Source organism: Isoptericola variabilis, from assembly GCF_050311655.1.
In the GTDB taxonomy this organism is placed as follows: Bacteria; Actinomycetota; Actinomycetes; order Actinomycetales; family Cellulomonadaceae; genus Isoptericola; species Isoptericola variabilis.
Genome location: NZ_JBNOZM010000001.1, coordinates 781,205 through 807,501, shown reverse-complemented (window position 1 = coordinate 807,501; position 26,297 = coordinate 781,205). Strand labels below are relative to the sequence as shown.

Sequence of the window (26,297 nt, the reverse complement as noted above, 5' to 3'; positions counted from 1 at the left end):
CGTCGCCCCGGCAGATCTCGTGCGAGCCGACATCCTGCACCTCCCGTGCTCCGCGGTCCCCCGCGCCCGTCCAGTGTCGAACACCTGTTCGACCCTGTCAACCGCCGACCCTCGCCGTCCACGAGCCCGGTCACCTGCCCGTCCCGCGCTCCGGAGCGTGGACACTGGTCGCATGTCCCGCTCCTCCCGAGGCGGATCGCGCCCCGAGCGCCGGTCCGGTCGACGCCACCCAGCATCCACCGACGCACCGACACTCCCCGACGAGGAGGTGCCGATCGACACGGGCACGGCGCGCGTCGAGCGCGACCCGGACCACCCCGACCGGGTGACGCTGCACGTCAACGGCGTGCCGAGCTCCGCCCTGGACCTCACGGACCCCGGCTTCCTCGCGTTCGAGTACATGCAGCAGATGGCCGCGGTGCTGGCCGGCCTGCCCGACGGCCCGCTGCGGGTGCTGCACCTCGGGGCGGCGGGGTGCGCCCTCGCGCGGCACGTCGAGCACGAGCGCCCCGACTCGCGGCAGCTGGGCGTGGACGTGGACGCACGGCTGCTGGAGCTCGTGCGGGCCTGGTTCGGGCTCCCGCGCTCGCCGCGCCTGCGGCTGCGCGCCGACGACGCCGGCCGCGCCCTCGCGTCGCTCGCCCCCGGCTCCTTCGACGTCGTCGTCCGCGACGTCTTCGCCGGCGACCGCACGCCCGACCACCTGACCGACGACGCGTTCGCCACGGCAGCGTACCGGGCGCTGCGGCCCGGCGGCGTCCTGCTCGCCAACTGCGCGGACCGCCCGCCGCTGTCCCTCGCGCGGCGGGAGACGGCGACGCTCGCCGCCGCGTTCGCGCCGGGTGCGGCTGCCGACGGCCGCCTCGGGGTGATCGCCGAGCATGCCGTCCTCAAGGGCCGCCGGTACGGCAACGTGGTGCTCGTCGCCGTCCGGGACGTGCCCGAGGACGACGGCCCCGAGCACGACAGCACCGAGCACGACAGCACCGAGGACGGCCTGCCCGGGCTCGACCTGCACGACGCCGGGCTCGCCCGACGGCTGCGCAGCCTCCCGGTCCCGGCGCGCCTCCTGGTCGGGGACGAGCTGGCCCGCTTCGCGGGGGCCTGACCCGGACGGCGCGCCGGCCCGCGCCCGGCACGGCGACGGCCGCGCCCCCGCCGGGGACGCGGCCGTCGTCAGGAGAGCCGGGTGCTCAGAGCGGCACGACCTGCTCCGCCTGCGGGCCCTTGGGGCCCTGGGTGATCTCGAACTCGACCCGCTGGGCCTCGTCGAGGGTGCGGTATCCCTGCGTCTGGATCGCGGAGTAGTGCACGAAGACGTCGGCCCCGCCGTCGTCCTGCGCGATGAAGCCGTAGCCCTTCTCCGAGTTGAACCACTTCACAGAACCTTGCGCCATGCTGATCCTTCGACCTTCCGTCACAACGGGCACGAGCGGGCCGGGCGGCCACCCGTCGCTGCAGGCCGCACCGCCGGTTCGTGCGAAGGAGCGCCTCTGCAACGCGGTCAGTGTGGCACGGACCACACCGCCGTGCCACGGATATGCCGCGGAAGCCGCGCATCGACCATTCGGGGCGACGCTCCGGTCAGTCGTCGTCCTGCTGGGCCAGGAAGCGCTCGAACTCGGCGCCGAGCTCGTCGGCCGTCGGCAGGGGCGCCTGCTCGGCGAGGAGGCTCGGCCGGCCGACCGACCGCGTGAAGGCGTCGTACTGCTCCTCGAGGGCCTTGACGACGGCCTTCACCTCGCCCGACTCCCCCACCTGCTTCTCGACCTCGATGGTCGCGTCCGCCGCCGCCTCCGAGAGCAGCCCCGTCGCGAGGTCCAGCCCCGTGGCACGCTCCACGTGCCGCAGGGCGACGACCGCCGCCGGCGCGTAGCGGGCCTGCGCGAGGTAGTGCGGCACGTGCACCGTGAAGCCGATCGCGTCGTGCCCCGCCTCGCCGAGCCGGTACTCCAGGAGCGCGGCGAGCGAGCCGGGCACCCGCACCGTGCCGAAGAACGACGTGTAGTCGTCCACCAGACCCGGGCGCGTGCCGTGCGCGGTGAGCGACAGCGGACGCGTGTGCGGCACCCCCATGGGGATCCCGTGGAAGCCGACCGTGAGGGAGACCTCGAACCGCTCGACCAGACCCTTCACGGCCGCCACCACCCGCTCCCACTGGAGATCGGGCTCCGAGCCGTGCAGCAGCAGGAAGCCGGTGCCCTCGCGGTCGGCGACGTGGTCGATCGCGAGGTAGGGCTCGTCGTAGGCGGACCACCGGTCGGCGTCGAACGTCATCCCGACGCGCTTCGAGCGGTAGTCGAGGAGCTGGTCGACGTCGAAGGTCACCAGGCGCGTCGTGGCCAGCTCCTCGGTGACGTGCTCCACGGCGATCTCCCCCGCGGAGCCCGCGTCGACGAACCCGTCGAGGGCGTGCAGCAGCACGGGCCCGGTCCCGGCCGAGGGCGCGTCCGGCCCGTGGTGGGGCAGCACGCGCTCGACGGCGGCCTCGTCGACCTCGTAGATGCTCTGCGGGTCCAGCAAGGGTCTCCTCCTCGGTTCACCGGCTCGTGCCGACGGGCTCGCGCCCGCAGGAGTGACAACCGTGCCGCGCCCCGGATCCTTCCCGCCCCGCGCCCGCCACGCTCAGCGGTGCGGCAGCCGCACCACGGTGACGAAGAAGTCGTCGATCTGGCGGACCACCTGGATGAACCGGTCGAAGTCCACGGGCTTCGTCACGTACGCGTTCGCGTGCAGCGAATAGGACCGCAGCACGTCCTCCTCCGCCTCGGACGTCGTGAGCACGACCACGGGGATGTGCTTGAGGCGCTCGTCGGCCTTGACGGCGGCCAGCACCTCGCGGCCGTCCATGCGCGGCAGGTTGAGGTCCAGCAGGATGAGGTCCGGCGTCGGCGCCTGGGCGTGCTCGCCCTCCTTGCGCAGGAAGGCCATGGCGCTCACGCCGTCCGCCACGACGGACAGCCGGTTGGCGACCTTGTGCTCCTCGAACGCCTCGCGGGTCATGAGCACGTCGCCCGGGTCGTCCTCGACGAGGAGGACCTCGATACCCGCCTGGTGGTCCGTCATACCCGCTCCCTCGTCGTCGAACGCCCGGTCGGGGCGCACCCCTGCCGTTCCCAGTGCAGCCCCGTGGGGGCATCGTCGCAGGTCAGCGACGTGCACCGAGCCTAACCGACGATGCGGTCCGTCGCCTCGTCGCGGTCGGGCAGGGTCCAGCGGACCGACGTCCCGCCGCTCGCCGCCGGCTCCAGCCACACCCGTCCGCCGTGGTGCTCGACCACGCGCTTGACCAGGGCGAGCCCGATCCCGGTGCCCGAGTAGACGTCCTTCGGGTGCAGCCGCTGGAAGATGACGAAGACGCGCTCGGCGTACTGCGGGTCGATGCCGATCCCGTTGTCGGTGCAGGACAGCTCCCAGCCGGGCTCCGGCGCCGAGACCCGGCGGGCCGACAGGTGCACGCGGGGCGGGCGGGACGGGTCGCGGAACTTCACGGCGTTCCCCACCACGTTCGCCAGCAGCATCGTCAGCAGGGCCTTCTCGCCCCGGACGACGGGCAGCGGGTCGTGCGTGATCTCCGCCCCCGCCTCGACGATCCGACCCTCCTGGTCGTGCCGCACCTGCTCGAGGGCGCGCTCGAGGTCGACGTCCTCGGGCTCGCTCCCCGACCGTCCCACCCGCGAGAAGCTCAGCAGGTCCTGGATCAGCCGCTGCATGCGGCGCGCGCCGTCGACGGCGAAGCCGATGTACTGGTCGGCCCTCTCGTCGAGCTGCTCGCCGTAGCGCTTCTGCAGCAGCTGGGTGAAGCTCGCCACCTTGCGCAGCGGCTCCTGCAGGTCGTGCGAGGCCACGTAGGCGAACTGCTCGAGGTCGCGGTTCGAGCGCTCCAGCTCCTGGTTGGAGCGGGCCAGCTCACGCGCCTGCTCGGCGAGCTGGGCGTGGGTGCGCTCGGTCTCGGCGTGCGAGGCGCGCACCTCGCCGATCTGCTGCACGAGCTCGCGCCGCATGTGCTCGACGTCGGCCGCGAGCGCCGCGACCTCGCCCGTGCCCTCGACCCGGATCTCGTGCTCGTGCTCGCCGGTGCTGGCCGCGCGCACCGAGTCCGCGAGCCGGGCCAGGGGCCGGGTCACGCCGCGCTGCAGGGCGCGCCACATGAACAGGCCCATGACCACCACGAGCAGGACGAGGACGATCACCACGACCAGCAGGGTGAGGTTCCACGCGTGGGCGGCGTCCATGGCCTCGTCGCCCGCGCCGACCCGCAGCAGGACCAGCGAGCGCTGGATCGCGACCAGCGCGACGGCGAGCGCGAGCAGGAGCACCGCGCCGACGATGAGCAGCAGCCGCAGGACGACGTCGTGCAGCGGGCGCTCGCGCCTCACGGGCGCGCCCACTCGGCCGAGTCGGCGAGGGTCGAGGACCGCTCCCCGAGGTACGGCGTGTCGTGCCCGGTCCAGCCGACGACGAGCAGCGCCGCGTCGTCGGTGAGCGGGCCGCCGTGGAGCGCCCGCACGCGGCGCAGCACCCGCTCGACCACCCCGACGATCCCGTGCCGCTCGAGGTCCTCGCGCACCAGGTCGTGCAGCCCGGACTGCCCCAGGCGCGGCACCCGGCGACGCAGCGGGCCCACGCGCGCGGGCCGCTCGCCGTGCAGCGCGACGAGCCCGAGGGCGTCCCGGCCCAGCCCGTCCAGCTCCGGCTCGGTCGGGGGGACCGTCGCGGGGCCGAGGACCGGCGCGGCCGGGCGCACCTCCGCCTCGACGAGCCCGTCGGTGTAGAGCATCAGCGCGAAGGGGCCGTCGAGGTCGATCCGCCGCGGCTCCCACCCGCCGTCGACGGGGACGCCGAGCGCGCGGCCACGCCCGGTGGGCGCCAGCAGGTCGCAGCGCACGTCGCCCACCGGGCCGGTGATCAGCAGCGGAGGCAGGTGGCCCGCCAGGTAGAGGTCGACGCGCGCACGGTCGGGGGCGACCACCACCTGGCACAGCGTGACGAACACCTCCGGCCGCGCCCGCTCCGTCAGCAGCACCCGCTCCAGCTGCTCCAGGATGCGCTCCGGCGGCGTCCCGGTGAGGACGAGGGTGCGCCAGGCCGTGCGCAGCGTCGCGCCGAGCGCCGCCTCGTCGGGGCCGTGGCCGGCGACGTCGCCCACGACGGACAGCACGGACCCGTCGGGCCGCTCCACCGTGTCGAAGAAGTCGCCGCCGAGCAGCCCCCCGCCACCCGGCAGGTAGCCGACCATCACGGAGATGCGGTCGTCGCCCACGAGGGGGTTGGGGAGCAGCGCACGCTCGAGCCGCGCGGTCTCCTCCGCGCGCACCGCGCTGCGGTACAGCGCCCGCTGCTGGGCGGCGGACCGGCGCCGCTGGAGCGCGTAGCGCAGGGACCGGCCGAGGAGCCCTGAGTCCGTCTCGCCCTTGACGAGGTAGTCGTCGGCCCCCGCGGCCACGGCCTGGAGCCCCTGGTCGCCGCCGGTCAGGCCCGTGAGCACCACGAGGGCTGGCACGTCGTGCACGCGCTCGGCGACCTCGCGCAGCCGCGACACCGCCGTCAGCCCCACCGCGTCCGGGAGCCCGAGGTCGAGCAGGACGCAGTCGACCCCCGGGGCGCCGCCCGGCCGGGAGAGCGCGTCGACGGCCTCCGCCACGGAGCGGGCCCGCCGCAGCACGACCGTGACCTCGGCGTCCTCGAGCAGCTCGGTGACGAGCAGCGCGTCCCCGTCGTCGTCCTCGACGAGGAGGACGGTGGCGGTCGCGTCCTCGACGGGTCCGCCGGACCCGGCTCGCAGGACGTCGCCGCTGCTCATGGGCCTGATCCTAGCCCCGGCCCTCCGCTGCGGGCAGGTCCCGGGAGCCCGGCGCGTCGCGGCCCGCCGCCGCGCGGTGCCCCGGGCGCTCCCGGCATCTGCAATGATGGTCCGCCGCCAGGGCCGCGCCGCCGTGAGAGCGTGGCCCGAAGGACGCTGGGGAGGATGCGTGGCAGGCAGGCAGGACGAGCTGGCACGCGAGCAGGGGGTCGTCGACGGCCTCTACGCCCGACTGGACGAGCTGCGGAGCGCGACGCGCGACCGGCTCGCGGAGGTCCGTCGGTCCGGGCCGTCGGGCTCGCCGCAGAACCGCAGCGAGCGGGACGCGTTCGCCACCCTCTACGAGGACCGGGTGGCGCAGCTGGACGCCGTCGAGGACCGGCTCGCCTTCGGTCGCCTCGACCTCGACGACGGCGACACCCGGTACGTGGGCCGCCTCGGGCTCGCCGACGCCGAGCACCGGTCGCTGCTCACGGACTGGCGGGCGCCCGCCGCGACGCCCTTCTACCGGGCGACGGCCCTGCACCCGGCCGGCGTCCGCCGGCGCCGGCACCTCGTGACCACCGGGCGCACGGTCACCGGGCTCGAGGACGAGGTGCTCGACCTCGACGCCCTGGCCGACGGCGCGGACGGGGCCGACGGCGACGCCGGCTCGCTGGCGGCGTCGACCCTCTCCGGCGAGGGAGCGCTCCTCGCCTCGCTGGCCGCCCGCCGCACGGGCCGCATGACCGACATCGTCGCGACGATCCAGTCCGAGCAGGACCGCATCATCCGCGCCGACCTCGCCGGCGCGCTCGTCGTGCAGGGCGGCCCCGGGACCGGCAAGACCGCGGTCGCGCTGCACCGCGCCGCCTACCTCCTCTACGCCCACCGGCGCGTGCTCGAGCGCAGCGGCGTCCTCCTGGTGGGCCCGAGCCGCGCGTTCCTGCGCTACATCGACCAGGTGCTGCCCTCCCTCGGCGAGACCGGCGTCGTCGCGACCACGGTCGGCGAGCTGCTGCCCGGCGTCCGGGCCGACGTCGCCGACACCCCCGCCGCCACCGAGATCAAGGGCCGCCTGCTGTGGCGCGACGTCGTGCGCCGCGCCGTGCGCGCCCGCGAGCGGGTGCCCGAGCGGGACGTCCGGTTCCGGCTCGAGGGGTACGACCTCGTCGTGCGCCGCCGGGACGTGCGCGACGCGATCGGCCGCGCGCGACGGACCCACAAGCCGCACAACGAGGCCCGCGCGGCGTTCGTCCGCGACATGCTCGGGCGCCTCGTGGACCAGTACCGGACCGCGGCCGACACCGAGCTCGCGCCCGAGGACGTGGCGATGGTCACCGAGGACCTGCGCTCGCACCGGGACGTCCGGGTCGCGCTCAACCTCGCCTGGTTCCCGATCACGCCCGAGAAGCTCGTCGCCGACCTCTTCGCCAAGCCGCACCGGCTCGCGGAGGCGGCGCCCGAGCTGTCCGCGAGCGAGCGCGCGGCGCTCCGCCGCGACCCCGGCGCGCCCTGGACCGAGGCCGACGTCCCCCTCCTCGACGAGGCCGCCGAGCTGCTCGGCGAGGACGGCTCCATCGCCCGGGCCGAGGCCCGGGCGCGTGCCGCCGAGCGCGCCGCCGAGCTGGAGTACGCCAGGTCCGTGCTCGAGTCCACCGGCGCCGGCGGCGGGCTCGTGGACGCCGAGACGCTGGCCTCCCGGTTCGAGTCCACGGGCCCGCGGCTGACGACGGCGGAGCGCGCCGCGGAGGACCGCACCTGGACGTACGGCCACGTGGTCGTCGACGAGGCGCAGGAGCTCTCCCCCATGGCGTGGCGGATGCTGGTCCGCCGCGTGCCCACGCGCTCCATGACGATCGTCGGCGACGTCGCGCAGACGTCGTCGCCCGCGGGTGCCCGGTCGTGGGCCCGCGCGCTCGACCCGGTGCTCGGCGACTCGTGGCGCCTCGAGGAGCTCACCGTCTCCTACCGCACCCCGGCCGCGGTCGCGGACGCGGCGCAGCGGATGGCGGCCGAGGCCGCGCTCCCGGTCTCGCCGCTCACCGCCGCGCGACAGGTCGACGGCGCCCTGGAGCTCACGCGGGTCACCCCGTCGGGGCCGGCGCGCCCCGCGCTGGTCCAGGAGGCCGTGGGCCACGTGGTCGCCCTCGCCGGCGAGTTCGTCGGCGCCGACGGCGCGGGCCGCGTGGCCGTGGTGGCGGCGGCCGAGCAGGTCGAGGAGCTCCGCGCCGCCGTCGAGGCGGTGCTGCCGGACGCTCTCGGGGCCGAGGAAGGGGCCCGGCTGCTCGCGCAGCGCCCGGAGGACGCCCAGGTGAGCGTGCTCGACCCTCGCGCGGCCAAGGGGCTGGAGTTCGACGCCGTCGTGCTCGTCGAGCCGGAGGCCGTCACCGCGGGCCCGGGCGGGGCGTCCGACCTGTACGTCGCGATGACCCGACCCACCCAGCGGCTCGTCGTCGTGCACGAGCGCGCCCTGCCCGCCGGCATCGTGGGGCTCGCCGCGGCGTGACGCGCGGCGCCGGATCGGTGAGACGCGTTTGTGGGCGCGGGCCCGCACGGCGCACCATGTCCTCGTGCTGCGAGCCCTCCTTCTCGAGAACGTCCACCCCGTCGCTGCCCAGAATCTTCGTGATGCGGGCATCGAGGTCGTCACGCGCCCCGGCGCGCTCGACGAGTCCGAGCTGATCGAGTCCCTCGCGGACTTCCAGATCCTCGGCATCCGGTCCAAGACCACCGTGACCCGCAAGGTGCTGGAGAGCGTGCCCGGCCTGCAGGCCGTCGGCACCTTCTCCATCGGCACCAACCAGATCGACCTCGACGCGGCCGCCGCGCACGGCGTCGCCGTGTTCAACGCGCCGTACTCGAACACGCGCTCCGTCGTCGAGCTCGCGATCTCGGAGATCATCGCGCTGACCCGCCGCCTCACGGTGCGCGACAAGGCGCTGCACGACGGCGTCTGGGACAAGACCGCGGAGGGCTCGCACGAGGTGCGGGGCCGCACGCTGGGCATCATCGGCTACGGGAACATCGGCTCCCAGCTGTCGGTGCTCGCCGAGAACCTCGGCATGCGCGTCGTCTTCTACGACACCGCCGAGAAGCTCGCCCTCGGCAACGCGCACCGCGTCGAGACGATCGAGGAGCTGCTCGCCGAGGCCGACGCCGTGACGATCCACGTGGACGGGCGGCCGGGCAACGCCGGCCTGTTCGGCGCCGAGCTGTTCGCCGGCATGAAGCCGGGGGCGATCTTCCTCAACCTCTCGCGCGGGTTCGTCGTGGACGTCGAGGCCCTCCGCGAGCACATCCTGTCCGGCCACCTCGGCGGCGCGGCCGTCGACGTCTTCCCCACCGAGCCCAAGAAGCGCGGCGATGGCTTCACGTCGCCGCTGCGCGGCCTGCCGAACGTCATCCTCACCCCGCACGTCGGCGGCTCGACGGAGGAGGCCCAGGAGGCGATCGGCGAGTTCGTGTCCAAGAAGCTGCGGGACTTCGTCGCGACGGGATCCACGACCCTGTCCGTGAACCTCCCGAACCTCCAGCTCGCGCACACGGGCGTCGGGCGCATCATGCTGCTGCACCGCAACGTGCCTGGGGTGCTCGCGCGCGTGAACCAGGTCTTCGCCGACCACGGTGCGAACATCGAGGCGCAGATGCTCGCCACGCGCGGCGAGATCGGCTACGTGGTGACCGACATCTCGGACGTCACCCATCGGGGCGCGTCGGCCAAGCTGCAGGCCATGGACTCGACGATCCGCCTGCGCATCCGCGACGCGTTCGAGCGGCCGGAGTTCCCGCCCGGGCCCGCCGCCGGCTGACGCACCGCGGCGGCGCCCCGCCGACGCGTGAAAGGGCGGCCCCGGTTTCCCGGGGCCGCCCTTTCACGCGTGGGTCGAGCCTCAGCCCGACTTGCGGCGGAACATCTTCTGCACCGGACCGGTCGTCTCCGAGCCGTGCACCTGGCCGGTGTTGCCGTCCTTGCCGGCGGTCGGGTGGCTGGCGGCGTTCTTCTTCTCCAGCGCCTCCCGGAAGCGCGCCTTCGTGTCCTCGGTGGGCTTCGCCCTGGAGTCGTCCGTCATCGCGGTCACCTCGTCGTCCGTCGGGGTGGATGTGCTCGTGCGGCGAGCCGCACGGCACCTGGTGCCGACCAGCATGCCGCGCTCCGGCACGCCCCGCCAGGGCATTTCGCCCGGACCGGGCGCCTCGGCCCGAGCCGGCCCGGCGACCGGCTCAGGCGGTCGTCCCGCGCCCGGCGGTGGCGCGCTCGTCGCGCTCGGCCCGCAGCGAGGTGATCGCCGACTCGAAGTCCTCGAGGGACTCGAACGACTGGTAGACGCTGGCGAAGCGCAGGTAGGCGACCTCGTCCAGCTCGCGCAGCGGCCCGAGGATCGCGAGGCCGACCTCGTTCGCCTCGATCTCCGGCCGGCCGGACGCCCGCAGCGTCTCCTCGACCTTCTGGGCGAGGACGGCGAGGTCGTCCGAGCTCACCGGCCGGCCCTGGCACGCCTTGCGCACGCCGGCCACGACCTTGTCCCGGCTGAACGGCTCGGTCACCCCGGAGCGCTTGGCCACCGACAGGCTGGCCGTCTCGATCGTCGTGAAGCGGCGCTGACACGCGGGGCACTGACGCCGGCGACGGATGGACGCGCCGTCGTCGGAGGTGCGCGAGTCGACGACTCGTGAGTCCGCATGGCGGCAGAACGGGCAGTGCATCGCTGGTCTCCTGCGCTCGGCTCCGGACCGGCGCCCGGCTGCCCGACAAGGTAAGCGGCGGGCGACCGTCCGCGCAAGCAGGATCCCCGCGGCGGCGTGCCGTGGATCCAGCGTTGGCCCAGGCGCGGGCCCGACCGTCGGTGCCGCCTCAGTCGAGCGGGAGGACGACCACCTGCCCGGCCTGGAGCTCCGCCGACGTCAGACCGTTGAGGTCGCGGAGCTCGGCGACGACGTCGCGCAGGTCCTCGCCCGTGTCCCGCACCTGTCGCGCGTACTGCCACAGGGTGTCGCCGGGCGCGACCGTCTGGAGCCGCACCTCGACGCCGGCGCCCGGCGACTCCGCCACGGCGCGCTGGCCGACCAGCCCTGCGCCCACGAGCACCAGGAGCACGAGCGCGGTGACCACCACCCGGCCCCTGCGGGTGAGCCGGAGCCCCCCGAGCCCGAGGAACCCGTGAGCGTCGCTGGTGCTGCGCGCGTTCTGCATCGTCCTGCCTCCGGTCCACGTGGTGCCGCCCGTCGAACACTCGTTCGTCGAACACCTGTACGTCGAACTGCTGTACTAGGTGTACCACGTCGAGGCGACACGGTCGAGGCCTGATCGAACAGATGTTTGATGTCGGGCCGGAACTGGCCTAGAGTGGCCGACAGCGCGATGGAAGGTTTGTCGGATTTCATCGGCCCGCCCGCGGGCCGCGCCCCTGGAGGACGGAGTACGCGATGACGAGCGGACGGGACCAGGCCCCGGCGTCCACGACGACGGCGACGACGTGGGCGACCCAGGTGGAGGCCTCCGAGGAGACCCTGGAGGACGCGGTCACGCCGACGACGGCCGCCACCTCGACGACCGCGCTGGCGTCGGTGAGCGAGCTCTCGCCGTCGTCCGACCGTCTCACGCCCCGCCAGCGGCGCGTGCTCGAGACCATCCGCAGCTCCGTCGAGGCGCGCGGCTACCCGCCCACCATGCGCGAGATCGGCGAGGCGGTCGGCCTGGCAAGCCCGTCGTCGGTCAAGCACCAGCTCACCACGCTCGAGCGCAAGGGCTACCTCCGCCGCGACCCCAACCGCCCGCGCGCCATCGAGGTCGTCGACCCCGAGGCTCCCACGACCGGCGCCCCCGCCGACGGCGACGGCGCGCCCGGATTCGTCGCGGGGTCGCTCGCCGCGTCCGACGCGGAGCCGGCCCAGGCGCCGTCCTACGTCCCGCTGGTGGGTCGCATCGCCGCCGGCGGGCCCATCCTCGCCGAGCAGGTCGTCGAGGACGTCTTCCCGCTGCCCCGGCAGGTCGTCGGCGACGGCGACCTCTTCCTGCTCAAGGTCGCCGGCGACTCGATGGTCGACGCCGCCATCTGCGACGGCGACTGGGTCGTCGTGCGCAGCCAGCCCGTGGCCGAGAACGGCGAGGTCGTCGCCGCGATGATCGACGGCGAGGCGACCGTCAAGACGTTCAAGCAGGCCGACGGGCACACCTGGCTGCTACCGCAGAACGCCGCCTACTCCCCCATCCCGGGCGACGAGGCGCAGGTGCTCGGCAGGGTCGTGGCGGTGCTGCGCAGCCTCTGAGCCGCGCGCGGCCCGTCCGGCTCCGTCCTGCCGGTCCGGTCAGAGGCCCAGCCGCCGCTGCACGGCCCGCATGCTCTCGGCCGACGCACGCAGGCCGGCGATCTCGTCGTCCGACAGCGGCGTGTCGATGGTCTCCGCCACGCCTCGACGGTCGACGAGAGACGGCACCGACAGGCAGACGTCGCTAATGCCGTAGAAGTCGTCGAGACGCGAGGACACGTTCATCACGCGGTGCTCGTCGTTGAGGACGGCCTCGATGATGCGGGTCGCCGCCAGGCCGACCGCGTAGTTGGTCGCCCCCTTGCCGGCGATGACGCGGTACGCCGACTCGACGACGTCGGTCGCGATGCGCTGCCGGGCGGGCTCGTCGAGCGGCGGGCGCCCCCGGAAGGGCCGCCAGTCCAGGAGGGGGACGCCGGCGATCGTGGCCGAGCTCCACAGCACGATCTCGGAGTCGCCGTGCTCGCCCGCGATGTTCGCGTGGACGTTGCCCACCGCCACCCCGCAGTGCCGGGCCAGGGCGTCACGCAGTCGCGACGAGTCCAGGACCGTCCCGCTGCCGAACACCCGGCCCCGGGGCAGCCCGCTGATCTCCTGCGCGGCGTAGGTGACGACGTCGACCGGGTTGGTGACCATGAGGTACACCGCGTCCGGGGCCACCTCGAGCAGGCCCGGCAGGATCGACCGCGTGAGCCCGACCGTCGCCTCGGCCAGGTCGAGGCGGCTCTGCCCGGGCTTCTGCTTGGCCCCGGCCGTCACCGCGACGATGTCGGCGCCGCGGCAGACCTCCACGTCGTCCGAACCGTCGATCTCGGCCTGCGGGATGAACATGCCCCCGTGCCGCAGGTCGAGCACCTCGGCCTCGACCTTCGCGCGGTTGACGTCCAGGAGGGCGACGGACCGGGCCGCGCCCCGGGCCAGCGCCGCGTACGCCAGGGTGGAGCCCACCGCGCCGGCTCCGACGATCGCGAGCTTGGTCGTCCTGCGTGTCTCGTCCACGGCCCCACGCTAGGTGTCGAGACGCCGGAGCGCAGCGCGGACGAGCTCCCCGTCCGTGGTCGGCCAGAAGTCGGGCATGGAGCGGGTGAGGAAGGAGCCGTAGCGTGCGGTCGCGAGTCGGGGATCCAGGACGGCCACGACGCCGCGGTCCTCCCCCGTGCGCACGAGCCGGCCCGCCCCCTGCGCCAGCAGCAGCGCGGCGTGCGTGGCAGACACCTGCATGAACCCGTTGCCCCCCGCCTGCTCCACCGACCGGGCCCGCGCCGCCTTCACCGGGTCGTCGGGACGCGGGAACGGGATCCGGTCCACGAGCACCAGCTGGCAGCTCGGGCCCGGGACGTCGACGCCCTGCCACAGGGAGAGCGTCCCGAACAGGCAGGTCGCAGGGTCGTCGGCGAACGCCTTGACGAGGGTCGGCAGCTGGTCGTCGCCCTGGCACAGCACCGGCACGTCCAGCCGCTCCCGCATCGCCTCGGCCGCGGCCAGCGCGGCCCGACGGGACGAGAACAGCCCGAGGGTCCGCCCGCCGGCCGCCTCGATCAGGCCGGCGATCTCGTCGAGCTGGGCGTCCGTCGTCGGCTCCCGACCGGGCGCGGGCAGGTGCCGCGCGACGTACAGGATCCCCTGGCGCGGGTAGTCGAACGGGCTGCCCACGTCGAGCCCCGTCCAGTCCGCCGTCCCGTCGGATCCCCCCGAGCCCGCGAGCCCCAGCGAGCGGGCGACCGGGTCGAAGGTCCCACCGAGGGTGAGGGTCGCCGAGGTGAACACGCCCGTCGCCTCGCCCAGCAGGTGCGTGCGGATCAGCCCCGCCACCGCCAGCGGCGCGGCGTGCAGGCGCGTGACCCCGTCGCCCGCCCACGGCGCGTTCTCCGGCGGGCGCGAGCACCACAGCACGTCCGCCGTCGTGTCCTCGGCCGCCATCCGCTCGGCGACCTCGAAGAGCTGCAGGACGGCGGACTGCGCCATCTTCATGCCGGCGTCCGGGGCCTCCTGCTTGCCTGCGCCCTGGGGCTTGAGCCGCGTGAGGAGCTCGCGCGCGGCGTCGCGGACGGCGCCCACCGCCTCGCGCAGGTCATCGGGCAGGCCGAGGGGGAACCGCTCCGCGGGCGCCGTGGCCAGCAGGCTGCCCAGGCGTTGCGAGGCGGCGTCGAGGGCCTCGGTCTCGGTGCCGCCGTGCCGCCGGGCGAGACGCGCCGCGTGCTCCACCACCGTCAGCGACAGGTCCACGGTCGCGGCCGCCGTGACCCGCTCGGCGAGCTCGTGCGCCTCGTCGACCACGACGGCGTCGTGCTCGGGCAGCACGCCCGGGCTCCCGGACACGGCGATGCCGAGCATCGCATGGTTGGTGACGACGACGTCGGCGTCGCGGGCCGCCGCGCGTGCCCGCTCGGGGAAGCACTCCGCGAGGAGCGGGCACCGCTGCCCCAGGCACTCCAGCGCGGTGACGGACACCTGGCGCCACGCCTTGTCGGGGACGCCGGGCACGAGGTCGTCTCGGTCGCCGGTGTCGGTCTCGTCCGCCCAGGCGTGCAGCCGGCGCACGTGGTCGGCGAGCGTGGCGGAGTCGTCGGGCCGCCCGCCCCGCCGGGGCCCGGGCGGCCGGGAGGGCGCCGGGTGCTGCTCGGCGCCCGACCCCTCGCCGGGGCCGGGGTCGGCCGGGAGGTCGAAGAGCGTCGCCCCCTCGACCGGGTACCCGCCGGTCACCTTGTGCTTGCACAGGTAGTTGTGCCAGCCCTTGAGCAGCGCGACCTTGGGCGCCCGGGGCAGCTTCGGGCCCACGGTCTCGGCGACCAGCGGCAGGTCGCGCGTGACGACCTGCCGCTGCAGGGCGAGGGTGGCGGTGGAGACGATGACGCGCTTGCCGTCGACGACCGCGTGCCGCACGGCCGGGACGAGATAGGCGAGCGACTTGCCCGTGCCCGTGCCCGCCTGCACCAGGAGGTGCCGGCCGTCGTCGACGGCCTCGGCCACCGCCTCGGCCATACGGCGCTGCCCCTCGCGCCGACCGCCGCCGAGGGCCCCCACCGCCAGGTCGAGGAGCTGCGGGGCGTCGGGCGCGTCGGCTGGGGTCACCCGTCGATCCTAGGGTGACCCGCCGACCGTTCGGGCGCCCTGCCCACAGCCGCGTCCGCGGCCGGGCTGGGCGTCGCGGCGGGCCGTCAGCCCGCGAGGACGGCGGCGTGCCGGAGCTCGACCGCGAGCGCCTCGTCCACGCGCCCGCGCAGGCGCGTGCCCTCGGCCAGGTGCTCCTCGGCGACGGTGCCGCCCGCCTCGTGCACGCGGTGCACCAGGTCGCCGCGGGAGTACGGCACGACGAGGTCGATCTCGACGTGCGGCTGGGGCAGCTCGGCCGCGATCAGCTCCCGCAGCTCGGCCATCCCCTCGCCGGAGTGCGCGGACACCACGACGCTGCGCCGCTCGCGGCGCTGCACCCGACCGACCACGGCGGGGTCGGCGACGTCCGCCTTGTTGAGCACGACGACCTCGGGCACGTCGGCGATCCCGGGGATCTCGGCGAGCACCTCGCGCACCGCCGCGATCTGGCCCTCGGGGTCCGGGTGGGAGACGTCGACCACGTGCAGCAGCAGCGCGGCGTCGCCCACCTCCTCGAGGGTGGACCGGAACGCCTCGACGAGCTGGTGCGGCAGGTGCCGCACGAACCCGACGGTGTCGGTGAACGTGTACGGGCGCCCGTCCTCGGTGCGCGCCTTGCGCACGGTCGGGTCCAGCGTGGCGAACAGGGCGTTCTCCACGAGGACGCCCGCGTCTGTGAGCGCGTTGAGCAGCGACGACTTGCCGGCGTTGGTGTAGCCGGCGATCGCCACGTTCGGCACGCCGTGCCGCTTGCGGTCGAGGCGCTTGGTCTCGCGGCCGGGCGCCATGGCGGCGATCTCGCGACGCAGCTTGGCCATCCGGTTGCGGATGCGGCGACGGTCCAGCTCGATCTTCGTCTCGCCGGGGCCGCGGGACCCCATGCCGGCGCCCTGGCCGCCCACCTGGCCACCGGCCTGGCGGGACATCGAGTCACCCCAGCCGCGCAGGCGCGGCAGCAGGTACTCGAGCTGCGCCAGCTCGACCTGCGCCTTGCCCTCCCGCGACTTGGCGTGCTGGGCGAAGATGTCGAGGATCAGCGCGGTGCGGTCGACCACCTTGACCTTGACGATGTCCTCCAGCGCGCGGCGCTGGGAGGGGGCGAGCTCGGTGTCGGCGACGACGGTGTCCGCGCCGACGGACGCGACGACGTCGGCGAGCTCGGCGGCCTTGCCGGACCCGAGGTAGGTGCCCGGGTCGGGCTTCTGCCGGCGCTGCAGCAGCCCGTCGAGGACCTGCGAGCCCGCGGTCTCGGCGAGCGCGGCGAGCTCGCGCAGCGAGACCTCCGCCTCGCGCGCCGCGGCCTCGCCGCCGGAGTACAGGCCGACGAGCACCACGCGCTCCAGGCGGAGCTGGCGGTACTCGACCTCGGTGACGTCCTCGAGCTCCGTGGAGAGCCCGGCGACGCGCCGCAGCGAGATGCGCTCCTCGAGGTCGAGCTGGTCGCCGTCGTGGGCGGTGTGCACCGTGGCGCCCTCGGACCGCGCCGTCCCGGCCCGCGCGAGCACCCGGGCGACGACGTCCTGCGCGATCGCCTGGGCGTCGCGCTCGGCCTCGCGGCGCGCGTCCGCCGAGGTCTCGGCGCCGGGGCCCCCGGCGGTCTCGTCGGCCTGCGGGGTGTCGGGGTTGGTCGGGGTGTGGGTCAAGGTGTGCCTCTCGGGTCGGGGTCGGCGGTCCGGCCGCCGTGGGGTACAACAAGGGTCCCACGCGAGATCGTCCCGGCGGAGAGTTTTTCCCTGGGCGGACGACGACGGGACGGGCGCGACCTAGGATCACCGGGTGAGCGAGCAGCCCGACCACTACTTCACCGCGCAGCCGGCCTCGGCCGCCGAGCGCCGTCGCACCGTCGTGGAGCTCGCCGGGCGGGAGGTCGAGGTGGACGTCGCCTCCGGGGTCTTCTCCCCCGGCGGCGTCGACAAGGGCACCCGGGTGCTGCTCGGCGAGGTGCCCGCCCCGCCGGCCACCGGCGACCTGCTCGACCTCGGCTGCGGCTGGGGGCCGATCGCGCTCTCGATGGCGCTCGCCTCGCCCGGCGCCACGGTGTGGGCCGTGGACGTCAACGAGCGTGCTCTCGACCTGCTCCGCACGACGGCGGAGCGCCTCGGCCTGGCGAACGTGCGCGCAGTGCGCGCGGAGGACGTGCCGGACGACGTGCGGTTCGCCGCGATCTGGTCGAACCCGCCGATCCGGGTGGGCAAGGCCGTCCTGCACGACCTGCTGCGCTCCTGGCTCCCCCGGCTCGCGCCGGGGGCCGAGGCATGGCTCGTGGTGCAGAAGAACCTGGGCTCGGACTCGCTCGCGCGCTGGATCGAGGCCGAGCTGGGACGCGACGTCGAGCGCGCGGCGTCGTCCAAGGGCTTCCGGGTGCTGCGGGTCGACTGACGTGCGGTGACGTGGGCAGCGCCGGCGTCAGGGCTCCCCGAGCTCCGTCTCGCCGCTGAACACCAGCTCCGCCGGGCCGGCGAGCTCCACGTGGCCGCCCTCGAGCAGCCGGACGCGGACCAGCCCGCCGGGGACCTCCACCTCCCAGATGTCGGGCACCGGACCGTCGGCCCCCGCCGCGGCCCAGGTCCGGACCGCGAGCGCCGCGGCGCACGCACCCGTGCCGCACGACCGGGTCTCCCCCACGCCCCGCTCGTGCACGCGCATCCGCACGTGCCCGACGGCCCGCCCGTCGGGGTCCACGGTCTCGGCGAGCGGCACCACCAGCTCGACGTTCGTCCCCTCCGGGGGCAGCGGCTCCACCTCGGGCGCACGCGTCAGGTCGGCCCCGGCCAGCTCCGAGGCGCGCGCGAGGGCGACCACCGTGTGCGGGTTGCCCAGGTCGACGCTCAGCGCCGGGCGGGGGGCGTCCCACCCGTGCACCAGCACCGCGGCGTCGGCGCCGCGCGCCGCCGCCTCCTGCCCTCCGGGCAGCGCCCACGCGCCCATGTCGACCGCGTACCAGCCGCCCGGCTCCTTGCGGACCCGCCGGACGCCGGCGCGGGTCCCGAGCGCGAGCTCCTGCCCGTCATCGAGGTCCGCGAGGCCGAGCTGCTCGGCGAAGGCCGTGAAGACGCGCACGCCGTTGCCGCACATCTGGGCGACGGAGCCGTCGGCGTTGCGGTAGTCCATGAACCAGATGGCCGCGGGCTCCTCGGCGAGCACGCGGTCGGCGACCTCCTCGCCCGCGCGGGCGACGGCCGCCGTGGGGGCGAGCCGGATGACGCCGTCGCCGCCGATGCCGGCCCGCCGGTCGGCGAGGCGCCGCACCTGGTCGGGGGTCAGCTCGAGGTCCCCCCGGGTGTCGGCCAGCAGCACGAAGTCGTTCTGGGTGCCGTGACCCTTGGTGAAGCGCAGCGTCATGAGCCCAGACTACGGCGCACGGGCGCGGTCCCGGGCTCGGGCAGTCGCCCGGCGTCGGCGGCGCGGACCACCGCGAGCGCCTCGTCGAGCAGGTCGGGCGACCCGGCGTCGAGCCAGTGCACGCGCGGGTCCCGGCCGAACCAGCCCATCTGCTTGCGCGCCAGGCGGCGGGTGTTCGCGACGATCGCCTCGCGCGCGCCGTCGAGCGTGAGCTCCCCGCGCCAGCACGCCAGCAGCTCGGCGTAGCCGACGGCGCGCGCCGCCGTCGTGCCCAGGCCGGCCCCCGTCCCGCCCTGCTCCGGCGACGCGAGCGACCGCACCTCCTCGACGAGGCCCTCGTCCCACATCCGCTCGACCCGTCCCGCCACGCGGGCGTCGAGCACCTCGCGGTCGCAGTCGAGCCCGAGTTGCACGGCCGGGCGGACGTGCTCCTGGCGGGGCAGGTTGGCGGTGTACGGGCGGCCCGTGAGCTCGATGACCTCGAGCGCCCGGACGATCCGGCGCGTGTTGTGCGGGCCGATGGACGCCGCGGCGTCGGGGTCGCGGCGGGCGAGCTCGTCGTGCAGCGCCCTGCGCCCCTCCTGCTCCGCACGCTCCTCGAGGCGAGCCCGGACGACCGGGTCCGTGCCGGGGAAGTCCATGTGGTCGAGCAGCGCGCGCACGTACAGGCCGGACCCGCCGACGACGACGGCCCGCGCCCCGCGGCCGGCGATCGCGTCCAGGTCGGCGCGCGCGGCGCTCTGGTAGCGCGCCACCGACGCGTCCTCGAGCGGGTCGAGGACGTCGAGCTGGTGGTGCACGATGCCGCGCCGCTCGGCGACCGGCACCTTCGCCGTCCCGACGTTCATGCCGCGGTAGAGCTGGAAGGCGTCGGCGTTGACGATCTCGGCGGACGCCGTCCCCCGGGCGACGCCGTCGACGGCGCCGCCCGGCGACAGCGCCTGCGCCAGGTCGAGCGCCAGGTCCGACTTGCCCGTCGCCGTCGGCCCGACGACGGCGACGACCACGGCGGCGGGGCCCGAGGAGGGTGACGGTGCGCTCACGCGCACGACCCTAGCCCGACGCCCGGGACCACCGGCGCAGGCCTGTCGGACCTGGTGGTTAGGGTTGCCTCCGCCACCCACGATGCCCGGCACGACGACGCGCGCGCCGGGATCCCGGACAGACGAGGACCCATGGCCTTCTTCACCAAGCCCACCGACGCGGCGGCCGCCGCCCCCGCACCGATCTCCCAGGACCGCCTCGCCGCGCTCATGACGCGCCGCGAGTGGTACTTCGGCATCGACGACGACGGCGACCTCGGCGGGGTCTGGGACGAGAACACGTTCTACTTCCTGCTCGTGGGCGAGCCGGCCGGGATCCTGCAGATCCGGGGCCGGTGGAGCCGGACGCTGCCCGCCTCCGAGCTGGCGTCGCTCGCCCCGCTCCTCAACGAGTGGAACGTCGCGCGGATCTGGCCGAAGGTCTTCGCACGCCAGGCGGAGGAGGGCTCGGAGGTGGTGGTCTTCGCGGAGGTGGCGACCGACCTGCGCAGCGGCGCGAACGACGAGCAGCTCGAGCGGATCGTCGACTGCGGCCTCGCCACCGGCCTGTCGTTCTTCGAGATGCTGGACGAGCGCTACCCGGCGGTCGACGACGCGGCACAGCCCGTGGCGGGCGACGCGCGGTGACCGGCCGCACCGACGCCTTCCAGGTCGACCTGCGAGGCCTGGTCGACCTGCTCAGCCGGCACCTGTACTCCAGCCCGCGCGTCTACCTGCGCGAGCTGCTGCAGAACGGCGTCGACGCGATCACCGCGCGCCGCGCCCTCGACCCGGCCGCGCCCGCCCAGGTGCTGCTGCGCCCGCTCGACGACGGCGGCCTCGAGGTGCACGACACGGGCGTCGGCCTCACCGCCGACGAGGCCCGCGACCTGCTCGCCACCATCGGCCGCAGCTCGAAGCGTGACACCGGCCCGCTGCCCGGGGTGGTCGGCGGCGAGCTCGAGGACGGGTTCGGCGGCGGGCGCGCGGAGTTCCTCGGCCAGTTCGGGATCGGCCTGCTGTCGGCGTTCATGGTGGCCGACGAGATCGACCTCGTGTCCCGCTCGGCGCGCGACCCGCAGGCGGCGCCCGTGCGCTGGCGCGGGTACGCCGACGGCCGCTACGAGCTCACGGAGCTCGACCCGACCGACCCGACCGTGCCACCCGTGCCCGACGGCCCGGGCAGCGTCGTGCGGCTGCGCCCCTCGCGCGACGCCGAGCACTGGCTCGAGCCCGACACCGTGGCGGCCCTCGCCGCCGACTTCGGCGGGCTGCTACCCGTGGACGTGTCGGTCGAGGTGCGCCTCGACGGCGGCGGGACCGCACGGCGCCGCCTCAGCGGCGACGAGCTGCCCTGGCGTGCGACGCACGCGGACGACGCCGAGCGCGCGCGGGCCCTGGCGGCCTACTGCGAGCGCACCCTCGGCTTCACGCCGCTGGCACACATCGACCTCGACCTGCCCGTGGCCGGGCTCACCGGCGTCGCGTTCGTGCTCCCCGCCGCCGTGGCGCCCACGACCGTCGCGCACCACCGGGTGTCGCTCAAGCGCATGCTGCTCGGCACGGGCGTGGAGAGCCTCCTGCCCGAGTGGGCGTTCTTCGTCCGCTGCGTCGTCGACGCGTCGGCCCTGCGTCCGACGGCGTCCCGGGAGGGGTTGTTCGAGGACGACGTCCTGTTCGCCACGCGCGAGGCGCTGGGCGAGCAGGTGCGTGCCTGGACGCTCGACACGCTCGCGGAGCCGTCGCCGCTGGCGCGGTCGTTCCTGTCCACGCACCACCTCGCCGTCCGCGCCCTCGCGGTGCAGGACGACGCCATGCTCGACCTGGCCGCCCGGGTGCTGCCGTTCGAGACCACCGTCGGCACGCGCACCCTCACCGACCTCGCCGAGCCCGCCGAGGGGGAGGCGCCCGCGCGGGTGCTGTGGACCACCAGCGTGGAGGAGTACCGCCGGGTGGCCGCGGTCGCCGCGGCGCAGGGCCTGCCGGTGCTCAACGCCGGGTACGTCTACGACGCCGACCTGCTCGCCCGCGTCGCCCGCCGGCGCCCGCAGTGGCGCCTCGCCCCCGTGGCGCCGGGCGACCTCGAGGCCGTGCTGGGCGAGGTGGAGCCGCTGCGCGAGCTCGAGGTGACCGACGCGCTCGCCGCCCTCGGCGACGACCTCGCCGACCAGGACTGCGACGTCCAGCTGCGCGTCTTCTCGCCGTCCGAGGTGCCCGCCATGCTGCTCACCGACCGGGACGGGGAGCACGCCCGCCAGGCCCGCGACGCCGCCGCGCCCGTCGGGGACGCCACGGACGTGTGGGGCTCCGTGCTCGCCGGCCTCACCGGCCCCGCACGCGCCCGCCGGCTCGTGCTGAACGACGCCAACCCGACGGTCCGCGCCCTGCTCGCCGCCGCCGACGCGCCCGTCCGCGCCGCCGGCGCGCGCTCGCTGTACGTCACCGCGCTGCTCGCCTCCGGTCGGCCGCTGGCCGGCGCCGAGGCCGGGTTGCTCGACGACGCCCTGCGCACGCTGCTCGAGCGTGCGCTGCCCGACGCCCGCACGACCGAGCCCGGCGCAGCCACCGGGCATGAGACCGAGGACGACGCCCGATGACCCGCACCCTGGACGAGGCGAACCGCGCCGTCTCGACGATCATGAGCATGCCGTACGGCGTCGCGCGCAGCGCCGCCGCCGAGCAGGAGGCCGCCCGCATCACGGCGGAGGGACCGGACGAGGCACGCGCGTACGCCCTGTTCGCTCTCGTGGACTCCTACACGTCGACCCCCGAGGCGGAGAAGGCGTTCCTCCCGTTCACGCAGCTGCTGCGCTGGTGGGACTCCCGCCCCGAGCTGTTCGACGGCAGCGACACGCACTCCCTGTTCTGGTCGTTCAAGTGGATGGTCGGCCTGCTGGCTCGCTTCCCGTCGGTCCCGACCGCCCAGATCGACGCCACGCTCGACGACATGGAGCGCCGGTACGCGCTCGCGGGCAACGGCATGAGCGCCGTCGCCGGCGAGCGGTTCGCCTGGCTGCGCGCCCAGGGCGACCCCGGCGTGGAGGAGGCGTACCGCACCTGGGTCACGACGCCGCGGGACTCGTTCTCCGACTGCGCCGCGTGCATGCCGGCCGGCCAGGCGGAGTACCTCGCGGAGACGGGCCGCGTCCGCGAGGCGGCCGACGTCGTGAGCGCCGCCGTCGCGTCGGGCGCCACCTGCGGCGACGAGCCTGCGGGGATGGAGTCCCTGCTGGAGCTGCTCCTGCTCGACCTGGGCGACGCCGCGGGCGCCGCGGCCGTGCACCGCGGCGCGATGAGCCACCTGGACGCGGCGGTCTCCCAGGAGATCGCCTCCGCGCGCCATGCGGAGTTCCTCGCCCGCACCGGGCACCCGGACCGCGCCCTGCGCCTCCTGCACGCCTCCCCCGAGCACCTCACCGTCTCCGACTCGCCGGGCGAGCGGCTCGCCGTGCTCACGCACGTCGCGGTCGCCACCGGTGTGCTTTGCGAGACCCACGCCGAGACGCCCGTCGACCTCGCAGGCGTCCCGGCGCGCACCGTCGCCGAGCTCGACGCGTGGGCGCGCGCCGAGATCGCGCCGATCGCGCGCGCCTTCGACGCCCGGAACGGCACCGACCGGCACGCCCGCCTGCTCGACGCCGCCTGGGAGCGGCAGGCCCGACGGCTGCCCGTCGAGCTCGGGGTGCTGGCCGCCGCCGAGCGCGCCGCCGCGGCCGGCGCCTCGGCAGGCGCCTCGGCAGGCAGGACGACGCCGGACGCACCGACGCCGTCCCCCGGCACGGTGCCCACGGCCCTCGCGGGGTCGGACGCCGCCTCCCCCGCCGGGGTCGACCTCGCCGGCATGACGGACCCCGGCGCCGAGGCCGACCCGGTCGCCGCCGCCCTCGCGCGGGCGGAGGCCGAGCCGGACCCCGTCGAGGCGTCCGCGGCCTACCTCACGGCCGCGCGCCTGGCGGAGGAGGCGGGCCGCCTCGAGGACGCCGGCTTCGCCCTGGCGGAGGCGGCGCAGGTGGCCGCCGTCCTGGGCGACGACGAGGGCGCCGCGCCCGCGTTCGCGCGGGCGGTCGCCCTGCTGCGGGCCGCGGGGACGGACCCCGCGTACGTCGGCCCCGTCGTGCGCGCCGCCGCGACGGTCCAGGCCCGCACCGGCGACGTCGAGCCGGCCCTCGCCGCCGTCGAGCGCACGCTGGCCGACCTCGCGCGCCCGGCGGACGACGCGCCCGGCGCACCGACCCCCGCCCTGGCGGAGGAGCTCGCCGCCCGCCGTGCCGCGTTCGCGGGAGCCGAGGAGCGCCAGCTGCGCGACGTGCGGGCGCGCCTCGTCGCGACCGCCGGCCGGCACGCCGAGGCGGCGCGCCAGGCGGAGGCGGTGGCCGAGGAGTTCGGCCGGGCGGGTCTGCCCTTCGACGCCGCGCACGCGTTCTGGCTGGCGGGCAGCGCGCTGCGCGCCGCGGGCGACGCCGCCGGGGCCGTCGACCCACTGCGCGCGGCGCTCGAGGGTCTCGCGTCCGTCGGCGCACGGGCCGACCAGGCGACGGTCGCCGACGAGCTGGTCGACACCTTGCGCGGCCTGGGCCGCGCCGAGGAGGCGGACGCCGTCGCCGCGTCGCTCGTGTCCTGACGCAGCGGCGACCCTGCCGGACGACCCGGCCTGACGACCCGGCCCGACGCTGCGGTCGTCGGGCCGCGGCGGGTCGTGCGGCCCTGCTCGCCGGTCAGCCCGCGCTTCCCTCGGCGATCCCGTAGGAGGGCGGCAGGTGCTCGTGCCCGCCGGGCACGGTCGTCACGCGCCACGACCACCGGCGGGGCGACGCGGCGGCGTCGAGCACGGCCGAGACCGCCGGAGCGAGGAGCACGGGACACCCGGAGCTCGGGTCGGGCTCGGGGTCGGACACGGGGTCGCGCACCACGTCGCGCACCACGTCGGGCACGGCCGCCGCGCCGGGGGTGCCGGGCGCGGCACCCCCCGCGACGACCAGCGCGGGGGCCCGGTGCAGCGCGGTGACCGCCTCGGCCGGCGGGTCGCCGGCGTCGGACATCTCCAGCACGACGACGTCCGGCGGGCCGTCGTGGCCCGCACGCCGCAGCGCGGCCCGCAGCGCGAGGAGCGCCACCGACGCGGGCACGTGCGCGGCCGGCACGGGATCCGGGTCGTGCCGGGGCCACTCCGCGACGTCGGGCACCCAACGGTCGGCGATCCCCGCCCCCGCGAGGGACGGCCGCCGCCGTCCGAACCCGCCGGCGGCGCCGCGCGGGACGGGCGCCAGCACGACGAGAGGTGCGTCACCGTCCGGGCCGGCGGGAGCCGAGGCGACGCACGTGGCCACCAGGCTGTCGAGGGCCGCCGCCACCGCGGCACGGACGTCCCCGAGCCGGTCGGCGCCCCCGCCGGCACCGGGCACGAGCAGGGAGGTTCCGGGCAGGACGACGGCGCGGGCTGGCACGCGACCAACCTACCCGGCGGCGGCCCGCGGGGGCGGCGGCGGTGCTGCGCGCCCGCCGGCGCACCCGGCCCGCCCCTGGACGCACGAGCGCCCCCGTGGGTAGCGACGTGTAGCGTGGACGGGTGAGGTTCTTCGGTTCACGCCGGGCAAGCAAGATCCGGCCGACCTCCGTCGGCCGGGAGGACGAGCTCGTGGGCGACCTGCGGGACGACGAGCTCCACGACCGGATCGAGGGGCTGCTGGCCGATCAGGTCGGTGGCGACGACCTGCTCGCCCCCCTGTCGCGCGAGCGGGTCACGGACTGGCTGGAGCGGTCCGGCTTCTCCTACTTCGTCGACTCCGACGGTGACGTCGGCGGCCTGTGGCACGGCTGGTTGTTCTACTTCCTCGTGCTGGGCGAGCGGTCGGAGGTGCTCCAGGTCCGCGGTCAGTGGCACCGCGACCTCAGCATCGACCGGCTCGGGGACATCCTCGAGGTCTGCAACGAGTGGAACGCCGAGCGGATCTGGCCCAAGACCTACGTGCGCGTGCGGGACGACGGCTCGGTCGTCGTCTGCGCGGAGGTCACGGTCGACGTCGGCAGCGCGGTGGGCGAGGCCCAGCTCGACCAGCTGCTGCAGTGCGGCCTCAGCACCGGGTCCATGTTCTTCGAGCACCTCGACACCACGTTCCGCGACCCGCTGCGGGACGCGTCGTGACGGCCGCGGACCGGCCCCGCGTCGGCCGCCGGCTGCTGGGCGGCGTCCGTCGGGCGGCGGGCGCGGTCGGACGCGCCGTGCAGGACGCCGGTTCGCGGGTGGCCGCCCGCGGGGAGCGCACCCCCGCGCGCTCGCGCGCCACGACGCCGCGGCAGCTGTCGCGGGCGCGTGTCGCGGACGACCTGACCCGGCGCGGCTACCGGTTCCGCACCGACGACGACGGCGACGTCACGGGCACCTGGGACGGCAACCGGTTCTGGTTCCTGCTGCTCGGCGACCACGACGAGATCCTGCAGGTGCGCGGGCGCTGGGCCGGGACGGTGCCCGAGAGCGCCCGTCTCGCGGTGCTGCAGGCCGTGAACGACTGGAACCGCGAGCGGGTGTGGCCCAAGGTGTACACCCGGCCGGAGGGCGAGGGACTGGCGCTCTACGCCGAGGTGTCGGTCGACTTCGAGCACGGCGCGACCGACGAGCAGCTGGCCGCCACCGTGTCGTGCGGCCTCGTCACGTCGTCGCAGTTCTTCAGCACCGTGGGAGCAATGACGCCGGGCGGCCCCGGGCTCGACGACCCGTCCTGAGCCGGGACGCTCGAGCCGACCGCTCGCCCTGACGGGCCCGGTGGCGGGCCGCCCGGTCGGCCACGAGG

The 26,297-nt window shown here is 75.7% G+C and carries 24 protein-coding genes; 10 read left to right on the top strand and 14 right to left on the bottom strand.

The genetic code is table 11. The annotated features are described in order from the left end of the window. The first annotated feature begins 268 nt into the window (after positions 1–268). On the top strand, positions 269–1,108 hold the full coding sequence (locus ACQP60_RS03825; protein WP_429728531.1) for a spermidine synthase: 840 nt from the start codon (positions 269–271) through the stop codon (positions 1,106–1,108). An 85-nt stretch (positions 1,109–1,193) separates the two neighbouring features. On the opposite strand, the gene ACQP60_RS03820 is transcribed toward ACQP60_RS03825, so the two are convergent. From ACQP60_RS03820 to ACQP60_RS03800, 5 genes are all read right to left on the bottom strand, one after another. Beyond that, positions 1,194–1,397, bottom strand: coding sequence for a cold-shock protein (locus tag ACQP60_RS03820; RefSeq protein WP_429728529.1), 204 nt, complete (start codon positions 1,395–1,397; stop codon positions 1,194–1,196). A 187-nt stretch (positions 1,398–1,584) separates the two neighbouring features. Beyond that, positions 1,585–2,523, bottom strand: a complete 939-nt coding sequence (locus ACQP60_RS03815) for a proteasome assembly chaperone family protein (protein WP_429728527.1) — start codon at positions 2,521–2,523, stop codon at positions 1,585–1,587. A gap of 102 nt (positions 2,524–2,625) precedes the next feature. Next, the gene (locus ACQP60_RS03810; RefSeq protein ID WP_429728525.1) at positions 2,626–3,066 is read right to left on the bottom strand and encodes a response regulator; all 441 of its coding nucleotides are present in this window, start codon (positions 3,064–3,066) and stop codon (positions 2,626–2,628) included. A 101-nt stretch (positions 3,067–3,167) separates the two neighbouring features. Beyond that, on the bottom strand, positions 3,168–4,379 hold the full coding sequence (locus ACQP60_RS03805; protein WP_429728523.1) for a sensor histidine kinase: 1,212 nt from the start codon (positions 4,377–4,379) through the stop codon (positions 3,168–3,170). Beyond that, entirely contained in the window at positions 4,376–5,803 is a 1,428-nt protein-coding gene (locus ACQP60_RS03800) for a PP2C family protein-serine/threonine phosphatase (RefSeq protein ID WP_429728522.1), read from the bottom strand. Before ACQP60_RS03800 ends, ACQP60_RS03805 begins: the two co-directional genes overlap by 4 nt. 169 nt (positions 5,804–5,972) lie before the next feature. Here ACQP60_RS03800 and ACQP60_RS03795 point away from each other — a divergent pair, with 169 nt between their 5' ends. Together ACQP60_RS03795 and serA are read left to right on the top strand one after the other, a co-directional pair. Next, the gene (locus ACQP60_RS03795; RefSeq protein ID WP_429728520.1) at positions 5,973–8,291 is read left to right on the top strand and encodes a HelD family protein; all 2,319 of its coding nucleotides are present in this window, start codon (positions 5,973–5,975) and stop codon (positions 8,289–8,291) included. A 64-nt stretch (positions 8,292–8,355) separates the two neighbouring features. Further along, positions 8,356–9,594: a phosphoglycerate dehydrogenase gene (serA, locus tag ACQP60_RS03790; RefSeq protein WP_429728518.1), complete on the top strand. Its 1,239-nt coding sequence runs from the start codon at positions 8,356–8,358 to the stop codon at positions 9,592–9,594. An 81-nt stretch (positions 9,595–9,675) separates the two neighbouring features. Here the strand turns inward: serA and ACQP60_RS03785 are convergent, their stop codons facing one another. The 3 genes from ACQP60_RS03785 to ACQP60_RS03775 all read right to left on the bottom strand — a co-directional run bounded on the left by ACQP60_RS03785 (position 9,676) and on the right by ACQP60_RS03775 (position 10,976). Then, a complete protein-coding gene (locus tag ACQP60_RS03785; protein ID WP_429728516.1) occupies positions 9,676–9,855 on the bottom strand; it encodes a DUF5302 domain-containing protein in 180 nt (59 codons plus the stop codon). A 151-nt stretch (positions 9,856–10,006) separates the two neighbouring features. Next, positions 10,007–10,489, bottom strand: coding sequence for a transcriptional regulator NrdR (gene nrdR, locus ACQP60_RS03780; protein ID WP_429728514.1), 483 nt, complete (start codon positions 10,487–10,489; stop codon positions 10,007–10,009). A 148-nt stretch (positions 10,490–10,637) separates the two neighbouring features. Beyond that, positions 10,638–10,976 carry a LysM peptidoglycan-binding domain-containing protein gene (locus ACQP60_RS03775; protein WP_429728512.1) on the bottom strand — a complete coding sequence of 113 codons (339 nt, stop codon included), beginning with the start codon at positions 10,974–10,976 and terminating at the stop codon, positions 10,638–10,640. Between the two features lie 233 nt (positions 10,977–11,209). Here ACQP60_RS03775 and lexA point away from each other — a divergent pair, with 233 nt between their 5' ends. After that, entirely contained in the window at positions 11,210–12,052 is an 843-nt protein-coding gene (gene lexA, locus ACQP60_RS03770) for a transcriptional repressor LexA (RefSeq protein WP_429728510.1), read from the top strand. Between the two features lie 39 nt (positions 12,053–12,091). Here lexA and ACQP60_RS03765 read toward each other — a convergent pair whose 3' ends face one another. The 3 genes from ACQP60_RS03765 to hflX form a co-directional block, all read right to left on the bottom strand. Next, on the bottom strand, positions 12,092–13,051 hold the full coding sequence (locus tag ACQP60_RS03765) for an L-lactate dehydrogenase (protein WP_429728509.1): 960 nt from the start codon (positions 13,049–13,051) through the stop codon (positions 12,092–12,094). Positions 13,052–13,060: 9 nt separating this feature from the next. After that, on the bottom strand, positions 13,061–15,124 hold the full coding sequence (locus ACQP60_RS03760; RefSeq protein WP_429728507.1) for an ATP-dependent DNA helicase: 2,064 nt from the start codon (positions 15,122–15,124) through the stop codon (positions 13,061–13,063). 86 nt (positions 15,125–15,210) lie between these two features. Next, on the bottom strand, positions 15,211–16,788 hold the full coding sequence (hflX, locus tag ACQP60_RS03755; RefSeq protein ID WP_429728505.1) for a GTPase HflX: 1,578 nt from the start codon (positions 16,786–16,788) through the stop codon (positions 15,211–15,213). A 133-nt stretch (positions 16,789–16,921) separates the two neighbouring features. Between hflX and ACQP60_RS03750 the strand changes: the two genes are divergently transcribed. After that, a complete protein-coding gene (locus ACQP60_RS03750) occupies positions 16,922–17,524 on the top strand; it encodes a class I SAM-dependent methyltransferase (protein WP_429728503.1) in 603 nt (200 codons plus the stop codon). A 27-nt stretch (positions 17,525–17,551) separates the two neighbouring features. Here the strand turns inward: ACQP60_RS03750 and dapF are convergent, their stop codons facing one another. Both dapF and miaA read right to left on the bottom strand, forming a co-directional pair. Continuing rightward, complete coding sequence (gene dapF, locus ACQP60_RS03745; RefSeq protein WP_429728501.1) at positions 17,552–18,487, bottom strand: diaminopimelate epimerase; 936 nt, start codon at positions 18,485–18,487, stop codon at positions 17,552–17,554. Then, positions 18,484–19,530 carry a tRNA (adenosine(37)-N6)-dimethylallyltransferase MiaA gene (gene miaA / locus ACQP60_RS03740; protein WP_429728499.1) on the bottom strand — a complete coding sequence of 349 codons (1,047 nt, stop codon included), beginning with the start codon at positions 19,528–19,530 and terminating at the stop codon, positions 18,484–18,486. Before miaA ends, dapF begins: the two co-directional genes overlap by 4 nt. Before the next feature lie 132 nt (positions 19,531–19,662). On the opposite strand from miaA, the gene ACQP60_RS03735 reads away from it, so the two are divergent. The 3 genes from ACQP60_RS03735 to ACQP60_RS03725 are packed head-to-tail and all read left to right on the top strand — an operon-like array spanning position 19,663 to position 24,130. After that, entirely contained in the window at positions 19,663–20,157 is a 495-nt protein-coding gene (locus ACQP60_RS03735; RefSeq protein WP_429728497.1) for a type III secretion system chaperone family protein, read from the top strand. Continuing rightward, complete coding sequence (locus tag ACQP60_RS03730; RefSeq protein WP_429728495.1) at positions 20,154–22,106, top strand: HSP90 family protein; 1,953 nt, start codon at positions 20,154–20,156, stop codon at positions 22,104–22,106. The genes ACQP60_RS03735 and ACQP60_RS03730 overlap by 4 nt, the downstream gene beginning before the upstream one ends. Further along, a complete protein-coding gene (locus tag ACQP60_RS03725; protein WP_429728494.1) occupies positions 22,103–24,130 on the top strand; it encodes a hypothetical protein in 2,028 nt (675 codons plus the stop codon). Before ACQP60_RS03730 ends, ACQP60_RS03725 begins: the two co-directional genes overlap by 4 nt. A gap of 94 nt (positions 24,131–24,224) precedes the next feature. On the opposite strand, the gene ACQP60_RS03720 is transcribed toward ACQP60_RS03725, so the two are convergent. After that, positions 24,225–24,953, bottom strand: a complete 729-nt coding sequence (locus ACQP60_RS03720; RefSeq protein WP_429728492.1) for a hypothetical protein — start codon at positions 24,951–24,953, stop codon at positions 24,225–24,227. Between the two features lie 122 nt (positions 24,954–25,075). On the opposite strand from ACQP60_RS03720, the gene ACQP60_RS03715 reads away from it, so the two are divergent. Beyond that, on the top strand, positions 25,076–25,651 hold the full coding sequence (locus ACQP60_RS03715; protein ID WP_429728491.1) for a YbjN domain-containing protein: 576 nt from the start codon (positions 25,076–25,078) through the stop codon (positions 25,649–25,651). Then, a complete protein-coding gene (locus ACQP60_RS03710) occupies positions 25,648–26,229 on the top strand; it encodes a type III secretion system chaperone family protein (protein ID WP_429728489.1) in 582 nt (193 codons plus the stop codon). Before ACQP60_RS03715 ends, ACQP60_RS03710 begins: the two co-directional genes overlap by 4 nt. Positions 26,230–26,297: the final 68 nt, after the last annotated feature.

What these genes read in the sequence shown, in the direction of transcription:
- ACQP60_RS03800 (WP_429728522.1), bottom strand. Translation starts at nt 5,803, where the DNA reads ATGAGCAGCGGCGACGTCCTGCGAGCCGGGTCCGGCGGACCCGTCGAG.
- ACQP60_RS03820 (WP_429728529.1), bottom strand. Translation starts at nt 1,397, where the DNA reads ATGGCGCAAGGTTCTGTGAAGTGGTTCAACTCGGAGAAGGGCTACGGC.
- ACQP60_RS03735 (WP_429728497.1), top strand. Translation starts at nt 19,663, where the DNA reads ATGGCCTTCTTCACCAAGCCCACCGACGCGGCGGCCGCCGCCCCCGCA.
- dapF (WP_429728501.1), bottom strand. Translation starts at nt 18,487, where the DNA reads ATGACGCTGCGCTTCACCAAGGGTCACGGCACCCAGAACGACTTCGTG.
- nrdR (WP_429728514.1), bottom strand. Translation starts at nt 10,489, where the DNA reads ATGCACTGCCCGTTCTGCCGCCATGCGGACTCACGAGTCGTCGACTCG.
- ACQP60_RS03725 (WP_429728494.1), top strand. Translation starts at nt 22,103, where the DNA reads ATGACCCGCACCCTGGACGAGGCGAACCGCGCCGTCTCGACGATCATG.
- lexA (WP_429728510.1), top strand. Translation starts at nt 11,210, where the DNA reads ATGACGAGCGGACGGGACCAGGCCCCGGCGTCCACGACGACGGCGACG.
- ACQP60_RS03810 (WP_429728525.1), bottom strand. Translation starts at nt 3,066, where the DNA reads ATGACGGACCACCAGGCGGGTATCGAGGTCCTCCTCGTCGAGGACGAC.
- ACQP60_RS03775 (WP_429728512.1), bottom strand. Translation starts at nt 10,976, where the DNA reads ATGCAGAACGCGCGCAGCACCAGCGACGCTCACGGGTTCCTCGGGCTC.
- ACQP60_RS03785 (WP_429728516.1), bottom strand. Translation starts at nt 9,855, where the DNA reads ATGACGGACGACTCCAGGGCGAAGCCCACCGAGGACACGAAGGCGCGC.